Below are 15,739 nucleotides of genomic sequence, written 5' to 3'. Positions count from 1 at the left end.
TCAAGGTTGAAGCGCACGCAACACGGCGGTGACATGGGAATCCGAACCCAAAAGCTCATCGTGCACCGCCGCTATCTTTTGATCCGCTCCGATCAGGTAGGTCACGCGTTTGGGGATTCCCACAAAAGGCAGCCGAGCCTTGTAAGCCCGAGTGACCTCACCGTCGGCATCCGCCAGCAATTCGAAGTTTAGACCATGCTCCTTCTTGAACCGCACGTGCGTATCCAAGTTGTCACGACTCACCCCAAAAACAGAAACATCCAAACCTCTCAAATGCGAAAACTGATCCCTGAACGAGCAAGCCTGCTTCGTGCAAACCGAGGTAAAATCCTTCGGATAGAAATAAAGCACGAAGGGTCTGCCCTTAAGCTCCTCTAGGGAGACCGTTCCTCCCCCCGTGCTCTCCAAACAAAAATCCGGGGCTTCGTCGCCAACGTTCAAGCTCATCGTCCGAGACAAACGAACAAGTGGCCAAGACGCCTTCAAGCAATAACGACCATCAAAACACTCTCCCTGAGAGTTAAACAAAAGCGGAGACAGGCCTTCAAAACCTGCCTCCACTTGTCTGGAGATTAGCAGCGCCCACCACAGGCCTCGACTCCAGAAGCCTGTCAGTAGACACCGTCCGTTTCGTAGTGAGCGTGAGCCACGTGAGCCTCGCCGGAGGGCGTGTGCGTTACGCTGACACGATCTCCTTCCACGAATCCGATGTCTTTGGTTTCCTGGACAACCACCACCGTGTGGCCATCGTCCAAATCTACCGTCAACTCCTGAGCTTGCTTCTTGCTAAGCTCCTTCTCCACCATTCCTCCTACGATTCCGCCGACCACAGCCCCACCTGCAGCCGCCAAGGTTCGTCCCGTACCATCACCGGCAGTCTGGCCAATTGCGGAGCCCATGATCGCGCCGCTAGTTCGACCCAAATAACCGGCCTCCCCTTCGATCACGACCGATCGTGTCGCCACAACCGTTCCGCTATTCACCTGCTGTATCTTTCCGGATGTCGAGCGAGGAACAGTCTGATAGGATTGGGAAGCGCAGCCCTGCAAAAACAGAACCAAAGCCAAGCCTATCGAAACACGCGCTAAAAGACGCGTCGCACTAGCGATGTTCTTTTCCATCGCTAGACCGGTACGAAATCCGCGGCCCTACGGATTCAGCAAAATAGCCCCTACCAAGTCACTGGCTCAAATTCAGCCTCTTCAACATCCGTATCCGGAATAAGATACGCGTTGGTATCCGGGTCTACCGTGGGATCCACGCTGGCGTGATAAACGACGGAGTCGCCTGCCCGCGTGGTGTACAGCTTCACCCGTTCATCTTCATAGAATCCCGGCTCGCGATAAACTTGCACCACAAGCACGGTCTCCCCGCTGTCCAGAGCGATCGTCAATTCCTGAGCTCGCTTAGCAGTCAAAACCTTTTCAACCCGCTCCCCCACGACCATTCCTACCGCGCCGCCAACCGCCATGGCGGCCTGGTTTTCATGGCGATTGCTCGTCTCGTAAATACTGATCGAGTTCGGTGACGTCTGCTCGATCACCGCCTCCGACTCCACGGGAACCGCAAGGGCTCCCACCGCGCCGCCGATACCCGCGCCCACGAGGCGACCGAGATTCGTCGACACCCCGTCGATCTTAACTTGTCGCACGCCTACAACCGTTCCTTCCTCTACCTTCTGTATCGCTCCCGCGTGCGTCACAGGGTACTTCGAAGCAGTGGTTGGGCTCGAAGCGCAGCCCCCCATCCAAATGGAAATCGCTACCAGAAAGACAGGGGTCGGGGAAATGCGTAGTTTCATAGCTCCAGAGTTGCGGATTATACCGAACAACACACTCTGCTCACAGCCGTTTGTCAAGCTAAGTAGTTTTCCTAAATTCCCCTGCCGCTTCACATCAATTTAATTAAAAACGGATGAATTTCCGCAAACCGGAAGGAAGAATTCCTCACGCTATTTACAGAACAAAAATCCAGGCTTACTGTCTTCTTCTCATCAACTTACAAAGTACCTCAAATGAACGACCTCAAACCTAGCAGACCTGCCTTCAATCCGCCACTCCGCATCTTCAGCCTCGCAGAAGCGAACGGAGCCTTGTCCAGCCCAAGCAGCAGCTTCAAGCGACCACAACTGCAACGCCTCGTGCGACACGATCGCATCGCGCGCTACTTCACTCGCCGCGGCCTCTCCTTCGGTTCTCCACTTGACTGAGCTCAAGTTTTAGAAATAGCTTTTTCGGACCGGAGCCAACCGCTCCGGTTTTCTTTTTTCCCACCCCGAGGAACCTCTTATCGTAAACAGTTTCTCCTGAGGCATCCCAAATCTCATGAATTACGAAATCAAGACTCAGCTAAGCATCTCACTCGTCAACACCCCGGGCGCCATCGCGGCCTTGAGCGACACTCTAGCGCTTCACGACGTCAGCCTCAACGCCCTGACGATTGCCGAAGGCGAGGAACAGGGACGCTTCCGCTTCACCGCCTGCGATCCCGTGGCGGCAAAGCGCTCGCTCGAGTCTGCCGGGCACACCGTCGAGGTCGACGAAGTCCTTTCCATCCGTACGCAAGACAGCAAAGGGAAACTCGCATTTCTCACCAAGGCCCTCTCCGATGGGGGTATAAACATCGACTACATGTACGCCAGCGTCGACGAGGAAGGCGCCGGCTCCCGCCTCATCTTGAAGGTATCGAATATCCACCTCGCCACCCGCGTGCTGGACGAGATTTTGGTAGCCGCCTAGGCCTCCTCCCCCCGCTCCACGTCGTCGACAGTAAGCGACAAGCGACCGTCGCTCAGCGAAGCCTTGAGTTTCGTTCCCTTGCCAACGGACGCGACGGACCCCATCGGCCTGCCTTGCTCATCTTCCAAAATGGCATAACCACGTTTCAACGTAGCCTGAGGGCTGATCGCTCGCAACGTTGCCCCCGCTAGATCCAAGCGAGAACGCAAGCCGGTAACTTGCTCAGCCATTCCACGTTCCAGCCGCCGTCCCGCCCGGTCGAGCCGCTCGCGCAAACGCGAAATCCGATTTGCCACGTCCTGCTCACGCAAACGCCGCTCCGCCTCCCGCAACTCATTTCTTCGCTCGTAAACCGCCGAGCGAAACGCAGCGCCAAAACGGGCGCTCAATTCATCCAGGCGCAAAAAAGCCCGCTCCAGAGCCGACACCGGCGAAACCGCGTTGAGGCTCCGAGCCAATCGATCCAACTCCCGCCGATACTCCAGCACCCCTTCCTGTAAGGCCTCTCCCAACCCCACTCGAGCGACTTCGAGTCGATCCATGGTTTCGATATAGGCGCTACTGATCATCTCCGCAGCCGCGGAGGGCGTTTCCGCCCGCACGTCCGCCGCAAAATCGCCCAGCGTAAAATCGATCTCGTGCCCCACCGCCGACACTACCGGTATCAAACTTTCAAATACAGCCCGAGCCACCCCTTCCTCGTTAAACGACCAGAGGTCCTCGATACTCCCTCCGCCGCGAGCGATCACCAGCAGGTCGTAGCCGCCCAGCTCGTTCACATACCGTATGGCAGCTTCGATTTCCCGAGCGGATCCCGCCCCTTGAACCTTTGCTGGAAACACATGCAAACAACCGCCCCAATTCCGCCGCTTCAAGATTCGCATGAAGTCCTGCAAGGCTGCTCCCGTAGGAGACGTCACGATCGCGACCCGGAGCGGCAAGAGCGGCAAGGCTCGCTTGCGATCCGCATCGAACAAGCCCTCGTCCGCCAACTTTTTCTTCAAGCGCTCGAACTCCTGGAAAAGCCGTCCTTGGCCACTCTCCTGCAGTTCTCGCACCACCAGCTGGTAACGTCCATGCGGCTCGTAAACACTGATCTCTCCAAACGCCAAGACCTGCATTCCTTCCCTAGGAGTAAAACCTAAACGCGAAGCCTGAGCCCGAAACATCACCGCAGGAACCTGAGCCCCCGGATCCTTCAGGGAAAAGTACAGGTGTCCGGAACTCTGGCTGCGAAGATTGGAAATTTCGCCAATTACCCAGGCAGGAGGGATGCGTCCTTCCAGCGTCTTCTTGATCGCCGCCGTATACTTCGTGACCGAAACCCGCGGCACGTCGTCAAACAAGTCCTCAAGCTTCCGCGTCGCCATTTTGCAAACTCGTCTTCGCTTCCAAGCGACTTCTCCAGTAGCGGAAAGCCAAGGCTACTAGAACAGCCAAAAAGATTCCCAAGAGAGCGAGCCGTCCATTGCCGCTCATGATCGACTCACCTAAAACGATAAGGCTGGAGGAGATGATCCAAATAATCGGCAGCGAAACCGCCAAATACTGTCCCAGAGGCATGCGGGCCAAGCCCAGCAAGTAGTTCTGCAAGGGGAACGGCATACCCGGCGTTATGCGCAACAACAAGGCAAAGCCCACCATGCGCTTAGCGGGAATGTCCGGAACGGAGTAGCCAAAACGGTTCACCACCCGCTCGAAGATCGGACGAAACCATTTTCCGGATACAAACCACGAAATCACGACATTGAAAGACAGGGCACAGGCCGAGCCAAAGATCGCCGTTTCAATTCCGAAAGCGGGCGCCAAAATCAGGAACGGAGACAGCGGCATCCAAAAGAGCGGCAGCACCGCCATGAGGCTGAAGAACACCCATGGCCCCATCGCTGCAAACGACTCAACCAGAGCCATCAGCTGCTCACGATTCACAAACTCCCGATAACGCCAGAGCACGGCTCCGCCGACGACTGCCAAAAGCGACAACGCCACGATCACAGCTAACTTGAACCGAAGCCCCTTCATTTCCACCGAACATCTACACGTACCTAAGGAAAGCAACTTAAAGATATCAGGCCGCCAAGCTCCCTTGCCGGCAGAAACGATTCGCTCGCGAGCATGGCCCGTCGTATTCACCAAGTGGTGACGTAAGGGTTTTCACAGCTAGGCCCACTTATCCAATTGCCTAAAATTCAAACAATCTCACGCTAAGGACTTTACTTAACGAGTTTTTAACCGAACAAAGTCAGGTATGCAATCGGGACCTAAGGGAGCAATTTTGATAATCGACGACGAGGAAGGCATCCGCGCCGTCTTGCAGGCTATCCTAAGCAGCATCGACTTCCCGACTGTCGAAGCGTCTGACGCGAAAACGGCCTTGGCCACCTTGGCGGAAAACAAAGACTCCATCCAAGCCTGCATGCTCGACATGAACTTGGAGGACAGCTACGGCGAGGACCTCTACGATAAGCTGAAAGCAATCTCCCCCGATCTTAAGGTGTTCGCCATGAGCGGCATCTTCGGCGAGGAGATCAAGGAACGATTGGGGGACCGGGAAATTTCCGGGCTGATATCGAAGCCTTTTTCGACAGTCCAGCTGATCGAGACCGTTCAAGCAGGGCTCGAAAGCTGAGGCGCAAGAAACCCTCGCGCTAGGCGATGGTGTTCAAAGTGCGTCCTACCGATCCGCCGCGAAGCGGTTCGTTTTCGTGCAAGGCACCCTCGCGCGGGTTAAAGTAGGAGCCCATTTCAGCCGTTGACTGAAACGCTTCTTCCTCCTCCTCGCGCTCTTCCCGCTCACGCTGCTCGCGCAAGATCGGATAGTGCCTTTCTAGAATATTTCGTGGATAGAGCTGTTCCATGCTCGTGATTTGTTTGTCAGAATCCTTTCTGGTCGGGACCTTTCAAATTGGCCCAATACGTCTAACGACGTCTACGACCTTCACTTAAATTTGCAGCGGCTATTTCTCACTTTTTTAGCAAGCCTACATCCTATTACTGAGGGGGCAGACAGGATTTTGCCCAATCCCTCCACCGCGGAATCCATTCCTTGCAGTAAAGCCAGCCCCTCCACTCCCACCTTCTGGAAATTTCTCAAAAATCCCGGACCAAACCGATTGCCAAGCGTGCCGATATGGCCACACTCCAAGATGTGCCACCTATCGACCTGACAACAGAAAGACGTGACGCGTTCAGAGGCCTGCTCGACGACCCGAGCCCCGTCGTTCAAAAAGCTCTCGTCCACGAACTTTCAAAGATAGGCCCCGCGGCATGCGCCTTTCTCGAGGAGATCGTAAGCGGCAGCAACCGGATGCTAGCCCTCCACGCCAAACGCATTCTAAAAGAGGTCGAGAACGCCAACCCGAGCGAGGAATTCCGCAAATTCATCCGCTCCCAAAACTACGAGCTGGAGACGGGGGCCATCATGCTTTGCCGCGTGGCATACCCAGAAGTCACTCCTGCTGAGATTTGCACTCAGATCGATTCCATCGCCGACCGCTGCCGCGAGCTCATCGCCAACCCGATTTCGCCTCGGGAGCGTTGCGTGATGATCAACCGCGTGCTTTTTCACGAGTTCGGGTTTCGCGGAAATGCCGAGGACTACGAAAATCCCGACAACAGCTTCCTCAACCGCGTCCTGGAAACCAAGAAAGGGCTGCCAATTTCCCTCTCCATCCTCTACCTCCTCGTCGCTCAACGCGTGGGCGCCGATCTCGATCCCATCGCCTATCCCGGACACTTCCTGGTCGGCTCCTTCGAAGAGGATCTCCCCTTTTACATAGACACGTTCAAACGCGGTCGCTTCATCGCGCCCGGCCAACTGCTCGACTACTCCAGCGGCTACCTGTCCGTCTCCCAACTCGGCAACCTCGCCCCCAGCCCAATCCGCGAGGTACTCACCCGCTGCTGCCAAAACTTGGCCAACCACTACGGCGCCATCGGGCAGGAAAGCCAATCCAAGCTCTTCGCAAGCTTCGTTCATGACTTCCAGACAGCTCACAGCGCCTCGCACAGCAAGTAGTGCCAGCTGAGATTTTTCTCGCCTGAGCAAGCCGTCGCGCAACGATAGCTCCGATGCCCAGCTACTCAGCCGACGAAACCTACACACTTGACGATCTGCCACTCTGGGACTTTCCCGGCACCAGCCTCGCTGTATTGGGACAACCAGTACGCCACTCCATAAGCCCGCAGATGCACAACGCTGCTCTCGCGAAACTCGCCGAGACGCGCCCCGAACTCGCCAACTGGAGGTACTTCCGCTTCGAGATTCAGCCCGAACAACTGCTGGAGGCTCTACCGCTTTTTCACCAGAAAGGATTCGCCGGACTTAATCTCACCGTGCCCCACAAGGAAATCGCATTCCCAGCCGTGCAAGGAATCGATCCGGCCGCCCAACCCATCGGAGCAGTCAACACCCTTAAGCGACACGATAGCGGCTACGCTGGCTACAACACCGACGGTTACGGGCTCGCCCAAGGAATTCGGATTCAGCTCGGACGCTCCATCCAAGGATCCGACTTCGTGCTGCTCGGAGCAGGCGGAGCAGCCCGGGCAGCCGCCATCCAAGCCCTGCAATCCGCTTGCGCTCGCCTGACCATCGTCAATCGAAACCAAGACCGCCTCAGTCGACTCATTTCCGAACTCCAGCCGATCGCCGACCAAGCCAACATCCCCCTCCTCAGCCTCTCGCCCGCGACCTTGGATGTCCTCCCATCCGGATGCCTGCTCGTCAACGCCACTTCACTCGGACTCAAGCCCGACGACCCCACGCCGATACCCGTTGAAAAGCTGCCCGAAAATGCGAGCTGCTTCGACATGATCTACAACCCACCCAGTACAGCGCTCATGAAAGCCGTGGCCGAAAAAGGCGGCCAAACCGGCAACGGCCTCGCCATGCTTGTACACCAAGGCGCGAAATCGCTCTCCATTTGGACCGCTACCGAAGCGCCAGCTGACACGATGCAAAAAGCGGCAGAACGAGCTCTCGCCAGCCACTAGCAAACAATCGATGGATACACTGCACTTTATCGAAGCGGATTTCCCATGGTTCCTGTCTAGCTTCGCATTCGTAATGGGAGCCATTGTCGGAAGCTTCCTCAACGTATGCATCTATCGAATACCAGCCGGAAAGTCAGTCGTCAGCCCAGGATCAACTTGCGCCTGCGGACAAGCGATCAAATGGTTCGATAACATCCCCATCCTAAGCTGGTTCATCCTCCGCGGACGAGCGCGCTGTTGCGGAGCTGCCTACAGTTTTCGCTATCCCTTCGTCGAAGCGCTCACTGGCTTTCTCTTCCTCGCAGCCTGGCTTTCGCAGTCTCCCTTCAAAGCCCTCTGCCTGATGCTTTTTGCGGCCATGCTCGTCTGCGCCAGCTTTATCGACTTCGATCATATGGAAATACCGGATCGCTTTTCGATCGGGCTTGCCGTGATTGGCTTCGCCATTTCCGTATTGGTTCCCGAACTACACGATATCCCACGCAGCCAGTTCGCTTCCGCCAGCGTGCAATCGGTATTCGAATCAGCCCTCGGCATCCTTATCGGATCCGGCACCATCCTTTGGATCGGGTTGCTCGCGGAATCAATCCTGCGCAAGGAGGCCATGGGCTTTGGCGACGTGAAATTGCTAGGCGGCATCGGAGCTTTTCTCGGCTGGCAAGGCGCCATCTTTTCCATTTTCGGAGGCGCCTTGATCGGATGCCTAGGCATGTTGGTCTGGAGCATCGTCAGGAAACTTCGCCCGCAACCAGAAACGCCGCATCAAAGAGCGAACACTTCGGAGGAAAACGAAGAAGAACTCCAAGGCCACATCCCCTTCGGCCCCATGCTCGCCAGCGGAGCCTTGCTCTACGCGTTCCTTCTGGAGTCTCCAGTGCTCACATATTTCGCCCAGTTCGAGGAGCTGTTCCGACAAATATCACAAGGCTGATTTGTAACGGATGGAGCCGCTTCCCCGAAAAGGCTTCCATCAAACAAACGCCTGACAACGGCTTCGCGGCAAGCAACCGTATCCAAGCTCCCAACACGAAAAAACCCGCGGCGGTTTAGCCACGGGTTTCAAAATTTCTAATCGCTTAAAAATTAGAGCTGCTCCTTCAAGCCAGCGCCAGCCTTGAACTTGACGTTCTTGCTGGCCTTGATCTTGAGAGGCTCCTTGGTGAGCGGATTGATACCGGTGCGAGCAGAGCGCTTGCCTACGGAGAACGTACCGAAACCGACGAGCTGGATGGCAACTGCATCCTTGGAATCCTTGTCGCGGATCTTAACTTCCTTCGCTGCCTTCTTAACGGCAGTCTTGATAGAGGACAACACAGCGCCCAAAGCCTTTTCAGCTTCAGCCTTGGAGGAGTCTCCTAGATTCTTTTGGATTTCGGCAATAAGTTCAGATTTATTCATATATGTGGAGTATTGTTGAAGCTACGTTAGGGTAGAACCAGAAGTTGATTCGAGGGACTACTGAATACCGCAATCTAGATCGGTCAAAACAAAACGTGCCGTTTTCGCGATAAATATGGGCTTCTAGGCCCCTTAGTTACTGGGTTCGCGCGTTTCGCCGTCCCTTCCCGCCTTCACCAACTTCAACAAATCGGCCAAGGCTTCCACCTTTTCGACACCCCGCTGCTCGGAAATTTGCTCCGCTCGCTTTAGCAACTGGGCGGCCATAACCTTGGCCTGAGAGCCTTCGGCACCCCATTGCTCGAGGATAGATGCCACTTGTTCCACCTCCGCCATTATCTCCCCTCCTCGCTCTCCTGAAGCTCCACCAACAAGTCGCCCGCAGCCAGCGACCGGCCGCTAAACCCAGAGCTGACCACCGCAAGTCCGACAACGCCTCCAGACTTCGAATACGCAACCGACCTCAAACTACCTTGCCGCTTTCCGGCTTCATCCAGCAAGTCTACTGGAAGCGCTAAACCGGATGCAGTATCGACATTTTCAATACTCACGACTCGCAACCCCTTTCGCACTCTCCCCATAGCGTGCAATCGAGCCATAACTTCCTGCCCGAGGTAACAGCCCTTGCGAAACGAGACCGCATCCACCTCCAGGCCGAGCTCCTGCGGCAAATCAGAATCACCAAAGCCCTTTCCGATCTGCGGCACCCTTCCCTCGATCGCAAACGCATCCAAGTCATTGCATGAAAGCGATTCGACGCCCGACTCAGAAATGAGCGCATCCAATCTCTCGATACAGACCGAACCTGACGTATCGATGCCCACCAATTCCAAGGAAGAAACGCCTCCTCTACGTCCCCAGAAGGCAACTACGCCTTCTGACTCCGAAAACTCCCCCAATTGCGGCAGTTTCAGACCCAAGCGCTCGCATGCGGCAGCTTGAGCTGCATCCCCAAAAACGCTGCAGGCCAACGGAGCTTCGCTGGCCTTTTCCAGCTCCGCATCTTCCATAATCAAGTAAGCATCCAAACGATCGAATATAGCGGCCCCTTCGCAAAAATAGCTCAACAAGGCCACTCGCTCCTCGCCCTGCCGCAATGCGAAGCTGTCCGCCACGATCTTCCCCTTCCGGTTCAGCCACAATCCGTAGACAACCTGCCCCACTTCCATTTTTGCGAGATCGTTCGAAAACTGGCCTTGCAAGAACTCCAAGGCATCGGGACCGCTGACGCTTACGAATCCGCTCGGTCGGTACTTATAAAAAGAAGATTTTTGCATAGCTCGTAACAGGCTGGGCGCTAGGCCAAACACATGCGAAATAATATTTGACAGAGGTAAAAAATCCTCCATCAAGTCGCCGCAACAACAAGCACTTTCTCGCCTAGCGAGAATTTGGGGTAACTAAGAAAACGAGTGGCGGATCGCTTAGGGGTAGGCGATCCGCCTTTTTCTTGCCCTGATTCCACCCCAAAATCCTGCCAAATCAGGGTAATTCCATTTGAAATTTGCTGCCGGCTTCACCAATAACGCCTCCAGTGAAGAATACCTCCGACATAAACGTCACTCGCACCGACGCACTCCCAACGCCTCGTCAACTCATCTCCGAGTACGACAAGACGGAAGCGCAAGCGGAGTTCATTTCGCAATCCCGCGACGAGATCCATGAGATCATTTTCGGCGGCGACAAGCGACTGCTCGTAGTGATCGGCCCTTGCTCGATCCACGACACCGAAGCCGGCCTCGAGTACGCCAAACGCCTCGCCGCCCTGAGCGAAAAGGTCAAGGACCGCATCTGCCTCGTCATGCGCGTCTACTTCGAGAAGCCTCGCACCTCCCTTGGCTGGAAAGGCCTCATCATGGACCCCGACCTCGACGGAAGCGAAAACATCAAGAAGGGCCTTCGCGTCGCTCGCGAATTCCTGCGCAAGGTCATCGACCTCGGCCTGCCGACTTCCACCGAGCTGCTCGACCCCATCACTCCCCAGTACATCGCCGACCTCGTTTCCTGGGCTGCCATCGGAGCTCGCACCACAGAGTCGCAAACGCACCGCCAGATGGCTTCCGGCCTCTCCATGCCACTCGGGTTCAAAAACGGCATGGACGGCACCGTCGGCGTCGCCGTCAATGCAATCAAGGCCGCTAGCGGCTCCCAAACGTTCCTCGGCATCAATACCGACGGGCAAGCGTCCGCCGTCACCACCAAGGGCAACCCCAACTGCCATGTCGTGCTGCGCGGCGGCAGCGGCGGCCCCAACTACGACGCCGACAGCGTTGCCAAGTGCGAGGCCGACCTCAAGAAAGCCGGGCTCATCCCCGCCATCATGGTCGACTGCAGCCACGGCAACAGCAACAAGGACCACAACCGCCAGCCCATCGTGCTCGACGACATCATGAACCAGATCGCCGCAGGCAACGACTCCATCATCGGAGTCATGGTCGAGAGCAACCTCGGAGCGGGCAACCAAAAGTTCCCCGTTCCCAAGGAGGAGCTCGCCTACGGCGTCTCCATCACCGACGCTTGCATCGACTGGGAAACCACCGAAACCGCCATCCTCTCCGCCTACGAGAAGATGGGAGCCCGCTTCGCAGCGAAAAAGTAGCCCCCCTCGCCGAACGGATCCCGCGAGGGATCCGGCCTCCTGAGCTTGTTTCGCAAGCATTTGCTAAACACGACCTTAAGCTTAGCTTATTTCTTCCTTCAGGCCGCTCTATTTATTAGGGCGGCTTGTTCTTTTGATTCGCAATCATAACAAGCTCACATAGCTTCGGGTCGCTATGAAAAACCCAGTACACGTGGCGGTCACCGGCGCAGCCGGTCAAATCGGATACTCTCTCCTCGTACGCATCGCGTCAGGACAACTGCTCGGGCCGGATCAGCCGGTCGTGCTGCGGCTCATCGAAATCGAGCCTGCCATGAAGGCCCTCGAAGGCGTGGTCATGGAGCTGCAAGACTGCGCCTTTCCGCTGCTCAAGGGCATCGTCCCCACCTGCGACCTCAACGAAGGCTTCGACAGCGCCAGCTGGGCTCTGCTCGTCGGCTCCGTCCCCCGCAAGGCTGGCATGGAACGAAAGGACCTGCTCGGCATCAACGGCAAGATCTTCACATCCCAAGGCAAAGCCATCCAGGAAAACGCCGCCTCCGACATCCGCACCCTCGTCGTCGGCAACCCTTGCAACACCAACTGCCTCATCGCCATGAACAACGCGCCCGACATTCCCAAGGATCGTTGGTTCGCCATGACGAAGCTCGACGAGAACCGCGCCAAGACCCAACTCGCGATCAAAGCCGGCGCCGACATCACCGAAGTCAAGAACCTCGCCATCTGGGGCAACCACTCCTCCACCATGTATCCAAACTACTTCGACGCCACCATCGGCGGAAAGGCGGCCACCGACGTGATCACCGACGAAGCTTGGTACAAAGACGACTTCATCCCGACCGTACAGCAGCGCGGCGCCGCCATCATCAAGGCTCGCGGACTGTCATCCGCCGCTTCCGCCGCCAACGCCGCTATCGACACCGTCGCCAACATCATCAAGCCCACCGCAGCCGACGACGTATTCAGCGTGGGCATCTGTTCCGACGGACAATACGGTATCGAGCCCGGCCTCATTTACTCCTATCCAATCAAGAGCGACGGCTCCAAGCTTTCCGTGGTCGAAGGCCTCGAAATCAACGAGTTCAGCCAGCAAAAAATCAAGGAAACCGAGGCCGAACTTCTCGAAGAAAAGAAGATGGTCTCCGACCTCCTCTGATCTATTTTCAAAAATCCATTTATCACCAACGCCAGTCGCTCCCGCGGCTGGCGTTTTTTTCTGGAGGGACGGGGTCCACCCCGTCCGCAACTCCCTCAAAAGAGCCACGTCCAACGTCCCACATCCCTCGCCCCATTGTGGGAAGCGGCCTTGCGCCGCGATTGGATAGATGAATCGTGCCGCAAGGGCACTTCCTACAAACAGCTCCTTTTGCCGGCAGGTCGTGATGCCCCCACTTCGAGCGAAGCGAGCCCCCTGAGCAAAGTCGAAGCGCCACTTAACGTTTAAGCCTGCAAGCTCCCCCTCCCGTCTCGCGTTTAACCGCAACGAACTCTAGCTTTAGCGTTCAAACTGAGATTTGCCCCCCGGTCTCGCAACCAATACCAAACACCACCGCCCCATGCGAAACCTTGCGATCGCCTCTGCAATCGTCGCTCTACAAGCGTCGCCCCTACTGTCCACCAAGCTCTTTCATCCCAGCGCCGTCACCATCGAGCCCGGCCCCTTCCTCGACTCCATCGAGGCCGACGTCGACTACGTGCTCGCCCACGATCCCGACCGCCTTCTAGCTCCCTTCCTTATCGCCGCAGGGCTCGAGCCCAAAGCGCCCAAATACGGAAACTGGGAATCTTCCGGCTTGGACGGACACTCCGCCGGGCACTTCCTCTCGGCCTACGCCACCCTCTCGCTGCAGAACGACAATCCGCTGCTAGCCGAACGGCTCGACTACATGCTCGACGAGCTGCAACGCTGCCAAGATGCCATCGGCACTGGCTACGTCGGCGGCGTTCCCAACTCAAAGAAGTTTATCGCCGAACTCGAAGCCGGCGAGATCAAAGCAGACCGCTTCTCCCTCAACGGAGCTTGGGTTCCCTGGTACAACCTCCACAAAACCTACGCCGGCCTGAAGGATGCCTGGCTGGTAGCAGGTAGCGAAAAGGCCCGCGACATTCTCCTAAGACTTGCCGACTGGACCTATGAGGCGACCTCGAAACTCACCGAGGAACAGCTCCAGCAAATGCTCTACACCGAGCACGGAGGCATGAACGAAATCTTCGCCGAGATGTATCAAAAACTTGGCGACGAGCGTTACCTCGAGCTCGCTTACCGCTTCACTCACCACGAGCTGCTCGATCCCCTGCTCGAAGGCGAAGACAAACTAACCGGCTTCCACGCCAATACCCAGATCCCCAAGGTCATCGGCTTCCAACGTACCGCCCTCGCCGCGAAAGATCAGAAACTACAACAAGCGTCCGCCTTCTTTTGGGACACCGTCGTGAACCAACGCTCCGTTTCGATCGGCGGCAACTCCGTCCGAGAGCACTTTCACCCCGCCGACGACTTCCATTCCATGCTCGAGTCACGCGAGGGCCCCGAGACCTGCAACACCCACAACATGCTCCGCCTCACCTCCCTGCTCTTTCAGGCCGAGCCTTCGGTAGCCCTCACCGACTACTACGAACGCGCCCTCTACAACCACATACTCTCCGCTCAACACCCACAAACAGGCGGCCTCGTCTACTTCACCCCTATGCGACCCCGCCATTACCGCGTTTACTCCGTCCCGGAAAACGCCTTCTGGTGCTGCGTCGGTTCCGGCATCGAGAATCCCGGCCGGTATTCGGAATTCGTATACGCGAAGCAGGACACCACCCTGTTCGTCAACCTCTTCCTGGCCAGCTCCTTGGATTGGCAGGAAAAAGGCCTGAAACTCACTCAGACAACGGACTTCCCATACAGTGAAAGCACTCGGCTCACCATCGATTCTGCCCCTGGAAAGAAAAAGTTCACACTTAAAGTCCGCCGTCCCTCCTGGACCACCGAGGCCTTCGAACTTACTCTCAACGGTAAGTCCATCAAAGCGAGCCCAGACAAATCTGGATACGTCAGCATCACCCGAAAATGGAAAACCGGCGACACTCTGGACGTCTCCCTCCCGATGCAGGTCCGCGCCGAGCAGCTACCAGACGGTTCCCCATACTACTCTTTCCTCTACGGCCCACTCGTACTCGCTCAAAAAGTGGCAGAGGGCGACACGCCAGGCCTGTTCGCCGGGTCCGGTCGCATGGAACACATCGCTCCTGGCGCCTACCTTCCACTCGACCAAGCCCCCATGCTAGTGGGCAACGCCCAAGCCCTCGCCTCGCGCCTCCATCCCATCGAAGGGCAGCCGCTACACTTCCAACTCACCGGCGACGTTCGTCCACAGCCCGACCGCCCTATCGTCCTCGAGCCCTTCAACCGAGTCCACGAATCCCGATACTCTATTTACTGGCAATCCGTGGATACCGCTGATTACGCAGCCATCCAAAAACGGCTCGCTGAAAAGGAAGCGATCGAGCTCGCCCTCGCCGCCCGCACCGTCGACAGCATCGCTCCCGGGGAACAGCAATCCGAAGTCGAACACGACTACCGTGGCGAGGGAGCCCGCAGCGGGGCAGAACTTGGCAACCGCTTTCGAGAAGCGTCAAAATGGTTTGAATACACACTCAGGACCGACTCCGAAGGTCCCTTCGAAATCGCTCTCAAAGTCCTCGCCAGCGAGTGGAACAAAGCCAGCACGATTTCCATCAACGGCCACCTCGTCGGAGAGGTAAGGTCCCAGTCAGGCAGCCCCGACAGCTTCTCCGAGGTCACCTTTGAAATCCCCGCCGGAGCCATCAACTCCGATCGAGCCACCATCCGCATCGAGTCCCTCGACGGTAGAACAACTCCCAAGGTATTCGGAATCTTCCTACGCCGCCAAGAGTAAGAAATTCGGAGGGACGAGTGCAATCCCGTCCGCACCAAGAAAGTAGACACCCATTTTTCAGGTGGCTCGGCCGCTCCGCGGGCGAAAAAACGACAAATACC

18 protein-coding genes are annotated in these 15,739 nt (G+C 56.8%); 9 read left to right on the top strand and 9 right to left on the bottom strand.

The genetic code is table 11. The annotated features are described in order from the left end of the window. The 3 genes from IEN85_RS21440 to IEN85_RS21430 all read right to left on the bottom strand — a co-directional run bounded on the left by IEN85_RS21440 (nucleotide 1) and on the right by IEN85_RS21430 (nucleotide 1,801). Nucleotides 1–447 (bottom strand): peroxiredoxin, encoded by a 447-nt coding sequence (locus IEN85_RS21440; RefSeq protein ID WP_191619146.1) that lies wholly within the window; start codon nucleotides 445–447, stop codon nucleotides 1–3. 164 nt (nucleotides 448–611) lie between these two features. After that, entirely contained in the window at nucleotides 612–1,121 is a 510-nt protein-coding gene (locus IEN85_RS21435; RefSeq protein WP_191619145.1) for an outer membrane lipoprotein, read from the bottom strand. Between the two features lie 50 nt (nucleotides 1,122–1,171). Beyond that, a complete protein-coding gene (locus IEN85_RS21430) occupies nucleotides 1,172–1,801 on the bottom strand; it encodes a hypothetical protein (protein ID WP_191619144.1) in 630 nt (209 codons plus the stop codon). A gap of 213 nt (nucleotides 1,802–2,014) precedes the next feature. On the opposite strand from IEN85_RS21430, the gene IEN85_RS21425 reads away from it, so the two are divergent. Further along, nucleotides 2,015–2,209: a hypothetical protein gene (locus IEN85_RS21425; protein WP_191619143.1), complete on the top strand. Its 195-nt coding sequence runs from the start codon at nucleotides 2,015–2,017 to the stop codon at nucleotides 2,207–2,209. 115 nt (nucleotides 2,210–2,324) lie between these two features. Further along, complete coding sequence (locus tag IEN85_RS21420; RefSeq protein WP_191619142.1) at nucleotides 2,325–2,738, top strand: hypothetical protein; 414 nt, start codon at nucleotides 2,325–2,327, stop codon at nucleotides 2,736–2,738. Here the strand turns inward: IEN85_RS21420 and xseA are convergent. Both xseA and IEN85_RS21410 read right to left on the bottom strand, forming a co-directional pair. Further along, the gene (xseA, locus tag IEN85_RS21415; RefSeq protein WP_191619141.1) at nucleotides 2,735–4,108 is read right to left on the bottom strand and encodes an exodeoxyribonuclease VII large subunit; all 1,374 of its coding nucleotides are present in this window, start codon (nucleotides 4,106–4,108) and stop codon (nucleotides 2,735–2,737) included. The genes IEN85_RS21420 and xseA overlap by 4 nt on opposite strands. Next, nucleotides 4,089–4,760 (bottom strand): TVP38/TMEM64 family protein, encoded by a 672-nt coding sequence (locus tag IEN85_RS21410; RefSeq protein ID WP_191619140.1) that lies wholly within the window; start codon nucleotides 4,758–4,760, stop codon nucleotides 4,089–4,091. Before IEN85_RS21410 ends, xseA begins: the two co-directional genes overlap by 20 nt. 226 nt (nucleotides 4,761–4,986) lie before the next feature. Between IEN85_RS21410 and IEN85_RS21405 the strand changes: the two genes are divergently transcribed. Then, nucleotides 4,987–5,367 (top strand): response regulator, encoded by a 381-nt coding sequence (locus IEN85_RS21405; RefSeq protein WP_191619139.1) that lies wholly within the window; start codon nucleotides 4,987–4,989, stop codon nucleotides 5,365–5,367. Nucleotides 5,368–5,386: 19 nt separating this feature from the next. Here the strand turns inward: IEN85_RS21405 and IEN85_RS21400 are convergent, their stop codons facing one another. After that, nucleotides 5,387–5,596 carry a hypothetical protein gene (locus tag IEN85_RS21400; protein WP_191619138.1) on the bottom strand — a complete coding sequence of 70 codons (210 nt, stop codon included), beginning with the start codon at nucleotides 5,594–5,596 and terminating at the stop codon, nucleotides 5,387–5,389. A 272-nt stretch (nucleotides 5,597–5,868) separates the two neighbouring features. On the opposite strand from IEN85_RS21400, the gene IEN85_RS21395 reads away from it, so the two are divergent. Genes IEN85_RS21395 through IEN85_RS21385 form a run of 3 tightly spaced genes read left to right on the top strand, consistent with a single transcriptional unit; the run spans nucleotide 5,869 to nucleotide 8,664 of the window. Continuing rightward, complete coding sequence (locus IEN85_RS21395; RefSeq protein WP_191619137.1) at nucleotides 5,869–6,756, top strand: transglutaminase family protein; 888 nt, start codon at nucleotides 5,869–5,871, stop codon at nucleotides 6,754–6,756. Between the two features lie 53 nt (nucleotides 6,757–6,809). Next, a complete protein-coding gene (gene aroE, locus IEN85_RS21390; RefSeq protein ID WP_191619136.1) occupies nucleotides 6,810–7,733 on the top strand; it encodes a shikimate dehydrogenase in 924 nt (307 codons plus the stop codon). A gap of 10 nt (nucleotides 7,734–7,743) precedes the next feature. After that, entirely contained in the window at nucleotides 7,744–8,664 is a 921-nt protein-coding gene (locus IEN85_RS21385) for a prepilin peptidase (protein ID WP_191619135.1), read from the top strand. 152 nt (nucleotides 8,665–8,816) lie between these two features. Here IEN85_RS21385 and IEN85_RS21380 read toward each other — a convergent pair whose 3' ends face one another. The 3 genes from IEN85_RS21380 to ygfZ form a co-directional block, all read right to left on the bottom strand. Further along, nucleotides 8,817–9,131 carry an HU family DNA-binding protein gene (locus IEN85_RS21380; protein WP_191619134.1) on the bottom strand — a complete coding sequence of 105 codons (315 nt, stop codon included), beginning with the start codon at nucleotides 9,129–9,131 and terminating at the stop codon, nucleotides 8,817–8,819. Nucleotides 9,132–9,263: 132 nt separating this feature from the next. Then, nucleotides 9,264–9,449 carry a hypothetical protein gene (locus tag IEN85_RS21375; protein WP_224772763.1) on the bottom strand — a complete coding sequence of 62 codons (186 nt, stop codon included), beginning with the start codon at nucleotides 9,447–9,449 and terminating at the stop codon, nucleotides 9,264–9,266. Between the two features lie 17 nt (nucleotides 9,450–9,466). Beyond that, nucleotides 9,467–10,408 (bottom strand): CAF17-like 4Fe-4S cluster assembly/insertion protein YgfZ, encoded by a 942-nt coding sequence (gene ygfZ, locus IEN85_RS21370; RefSeq protein WP_191619132.1) that lies wholly within the window; start codon nucleotides 10,406–10,408, stop codon nucleotides 9,467–9,469. Between the two features lie 257 nt (nucleotides 10,409–10,665). Between ygfZ and IEN85_RS21365 the strand changes: the two genes are divergently transcribed. The 3 genes from IEN85_RS21365 (at nucleotide 10,666) to IEN85_RS21355 (ending at nucleotide 15,638) form a co-directional block, all read left to right on the top strand. Further along, nucleotides 10,666–11,730 (top strand): 3-deoxy-7-phosphoheptulonate synthase, encoded by a 1,065-nt coding sequence (locus IEN85_RS21365; protein ID WP_191619131.1) that lies wholly within the window; start codon nucleotides 10,666–10,668, stop codon nucleotides 11,728–11,730. Nucleotides 11,731–11,905: 175 nt separating this feature from the next. Then, nucleotides 11,906–12,886, top strand: coding sequence for a malate dehydrogenase (locus IEN85_RS21360; RefSeq protein ID WP_191619130.1), 981 nt, complete (start codon nucleotides 11,906–11,908; stop codon nucleotides 12,884–12,886). 400 nt (nucleotides 12,887–13,286) lie between these two features. After that, a complete protein-coding gene (locus tag IEN85_RS21355; RefSeq protein WP_191619129.1) occupies nucleotides 13,287–15,638 on the top strand; it encodes a glycoside hydrolase family 127 protein in 2,352 nt (783 codons plus the stop codon). Nucleotides 15,639–15,739 lie beyond the last annotated feature (101 nt).

Origin of the sequence: Pelagicoccus enzymogenes (genome assembly GCF_014803405.1) — a bacterium.
GTDB classification, from domain to species: domain Bacteria; phylum Verrucomicrobiota; class Verrucomicrobiia; order Opitutales; family Opitutaceae; genus Pelagicoccus; species Pelagicoccus enzymogenes.
Note: the sequence above shows the minus strand (reverse complement) of the source record. Positions and strands in the feature narration are given on the sequence as shown.

Bases quoted from the DNA above. Each gene is read 5' to 3' on its own strand.
- IEN85_RS21405 (WP_191619139.1), top strand. From the start codon at position 4,987: ATGCAATCGGGACCTAAGGGAGCAATTTTGATAATCGACGACGAGGAA.
- IEN85_RS21430 (WP_191619144.1), bottom strand. From the start codon at position 1,801: ATGAAACTACGCATTTCCCCGACCCCTGTCTTTCTGGTAGCGATTTCC.
- IEN85_RS21360 (WP_191619130.1), top strand. From the start codon at position 11,906: ATGAAAAACCCAGTACACGTGGCGGTCACCGGCGCAGCCGGTCAAATC.
- IEN85_RS21400 (WP_191619138.1), bottom strand. From the start codon at position 5,596: ATGGAACAGCTCTATCCACGAAATATTCTAGAAAGGCACTATCCGATC.
- IEN85_RS21385 (WP_191619135.1), top strand. From the start codon at position 7,744: ATGGATACACTGCACTTTATCGAAGCGGATTTCCCATGGTTCCTGTCT.
- IEN85_RS21355 (WP_191619129.1), top strand. From the start codon at position 13,287: ATGCGAAACCTTGCGATCGCCTCTGCAATCGTCGCTCTACAAGCGTCG.
- IEN85_RS21380 (WP_191619134.1), bottom strand. From the start codon at position 9,131: ATGAATAAATCTGAACTTATTGCCGAAATCCAAAAGAATCTAGGAGAC.
- xseA (WP_191619141.1), bottom strand. From the start codon at position 4,108: ATGGCGACGCGGAAGCTTGAGGACTTGTTTGACGACGTGCCGCGGGTT.
- IEN85_RS21410 (WP_191619140.1), bottom strand. From the start codon at position 4,760: ATGAAGGGGCTTCGGTTCAAGTTAGCTGTGATCGTGGCGTTGTCGCTT.
- IEN85_RS21420 (WP_191619142.1), top strand. From the start codon at position 2,325: ATGAATTACGAAATCAAGACTCAGCTAAGCATCTCACTCGTCAACACC.
- aroE (WP_191619136.1), top strand. From the start codon at position 6,810: ATGCCCAGCTACTCAGCCGACGAAACCTACACACTTGACGATCTGCCA.
- IEN85_RS21425 (WP_191619143.1), top strand. From the start codon at position 2,015: ATGAACGACCTCAAACCTAGCAGACCTGCCTTCAATCCGCCACTCCGC.
- IEN85_RS21440 (WP_191619146.1), bottom strand. From the start codon at position 447: ATGAGCTTGAACGTTGGCGACGAAGCCCCGGATTTTTGTTTGGAGAGC.
- ygfZ (WP_191619132.1), bottom strand. From the start codon at position 10,408: ATGCAAAAATCTTCTTTTTATAAGTACCGACCGAGCGGATTCGTAAGC.
- IEN85_RS21435 (WP_191619145.1), bottom strand. From the start codon at position 1,121: ATGGAAAAGAACATCGCTAGTGCGACGCGTCTTTTAGCGCGTGTTTCG.
- IEN85_RS21395 (WP_191619137.1), top strand. From the start codon at position 5,869: ATGGCCACACTCCAAGATGTGCCACCTATCGACCTGACAACAGAAAGA.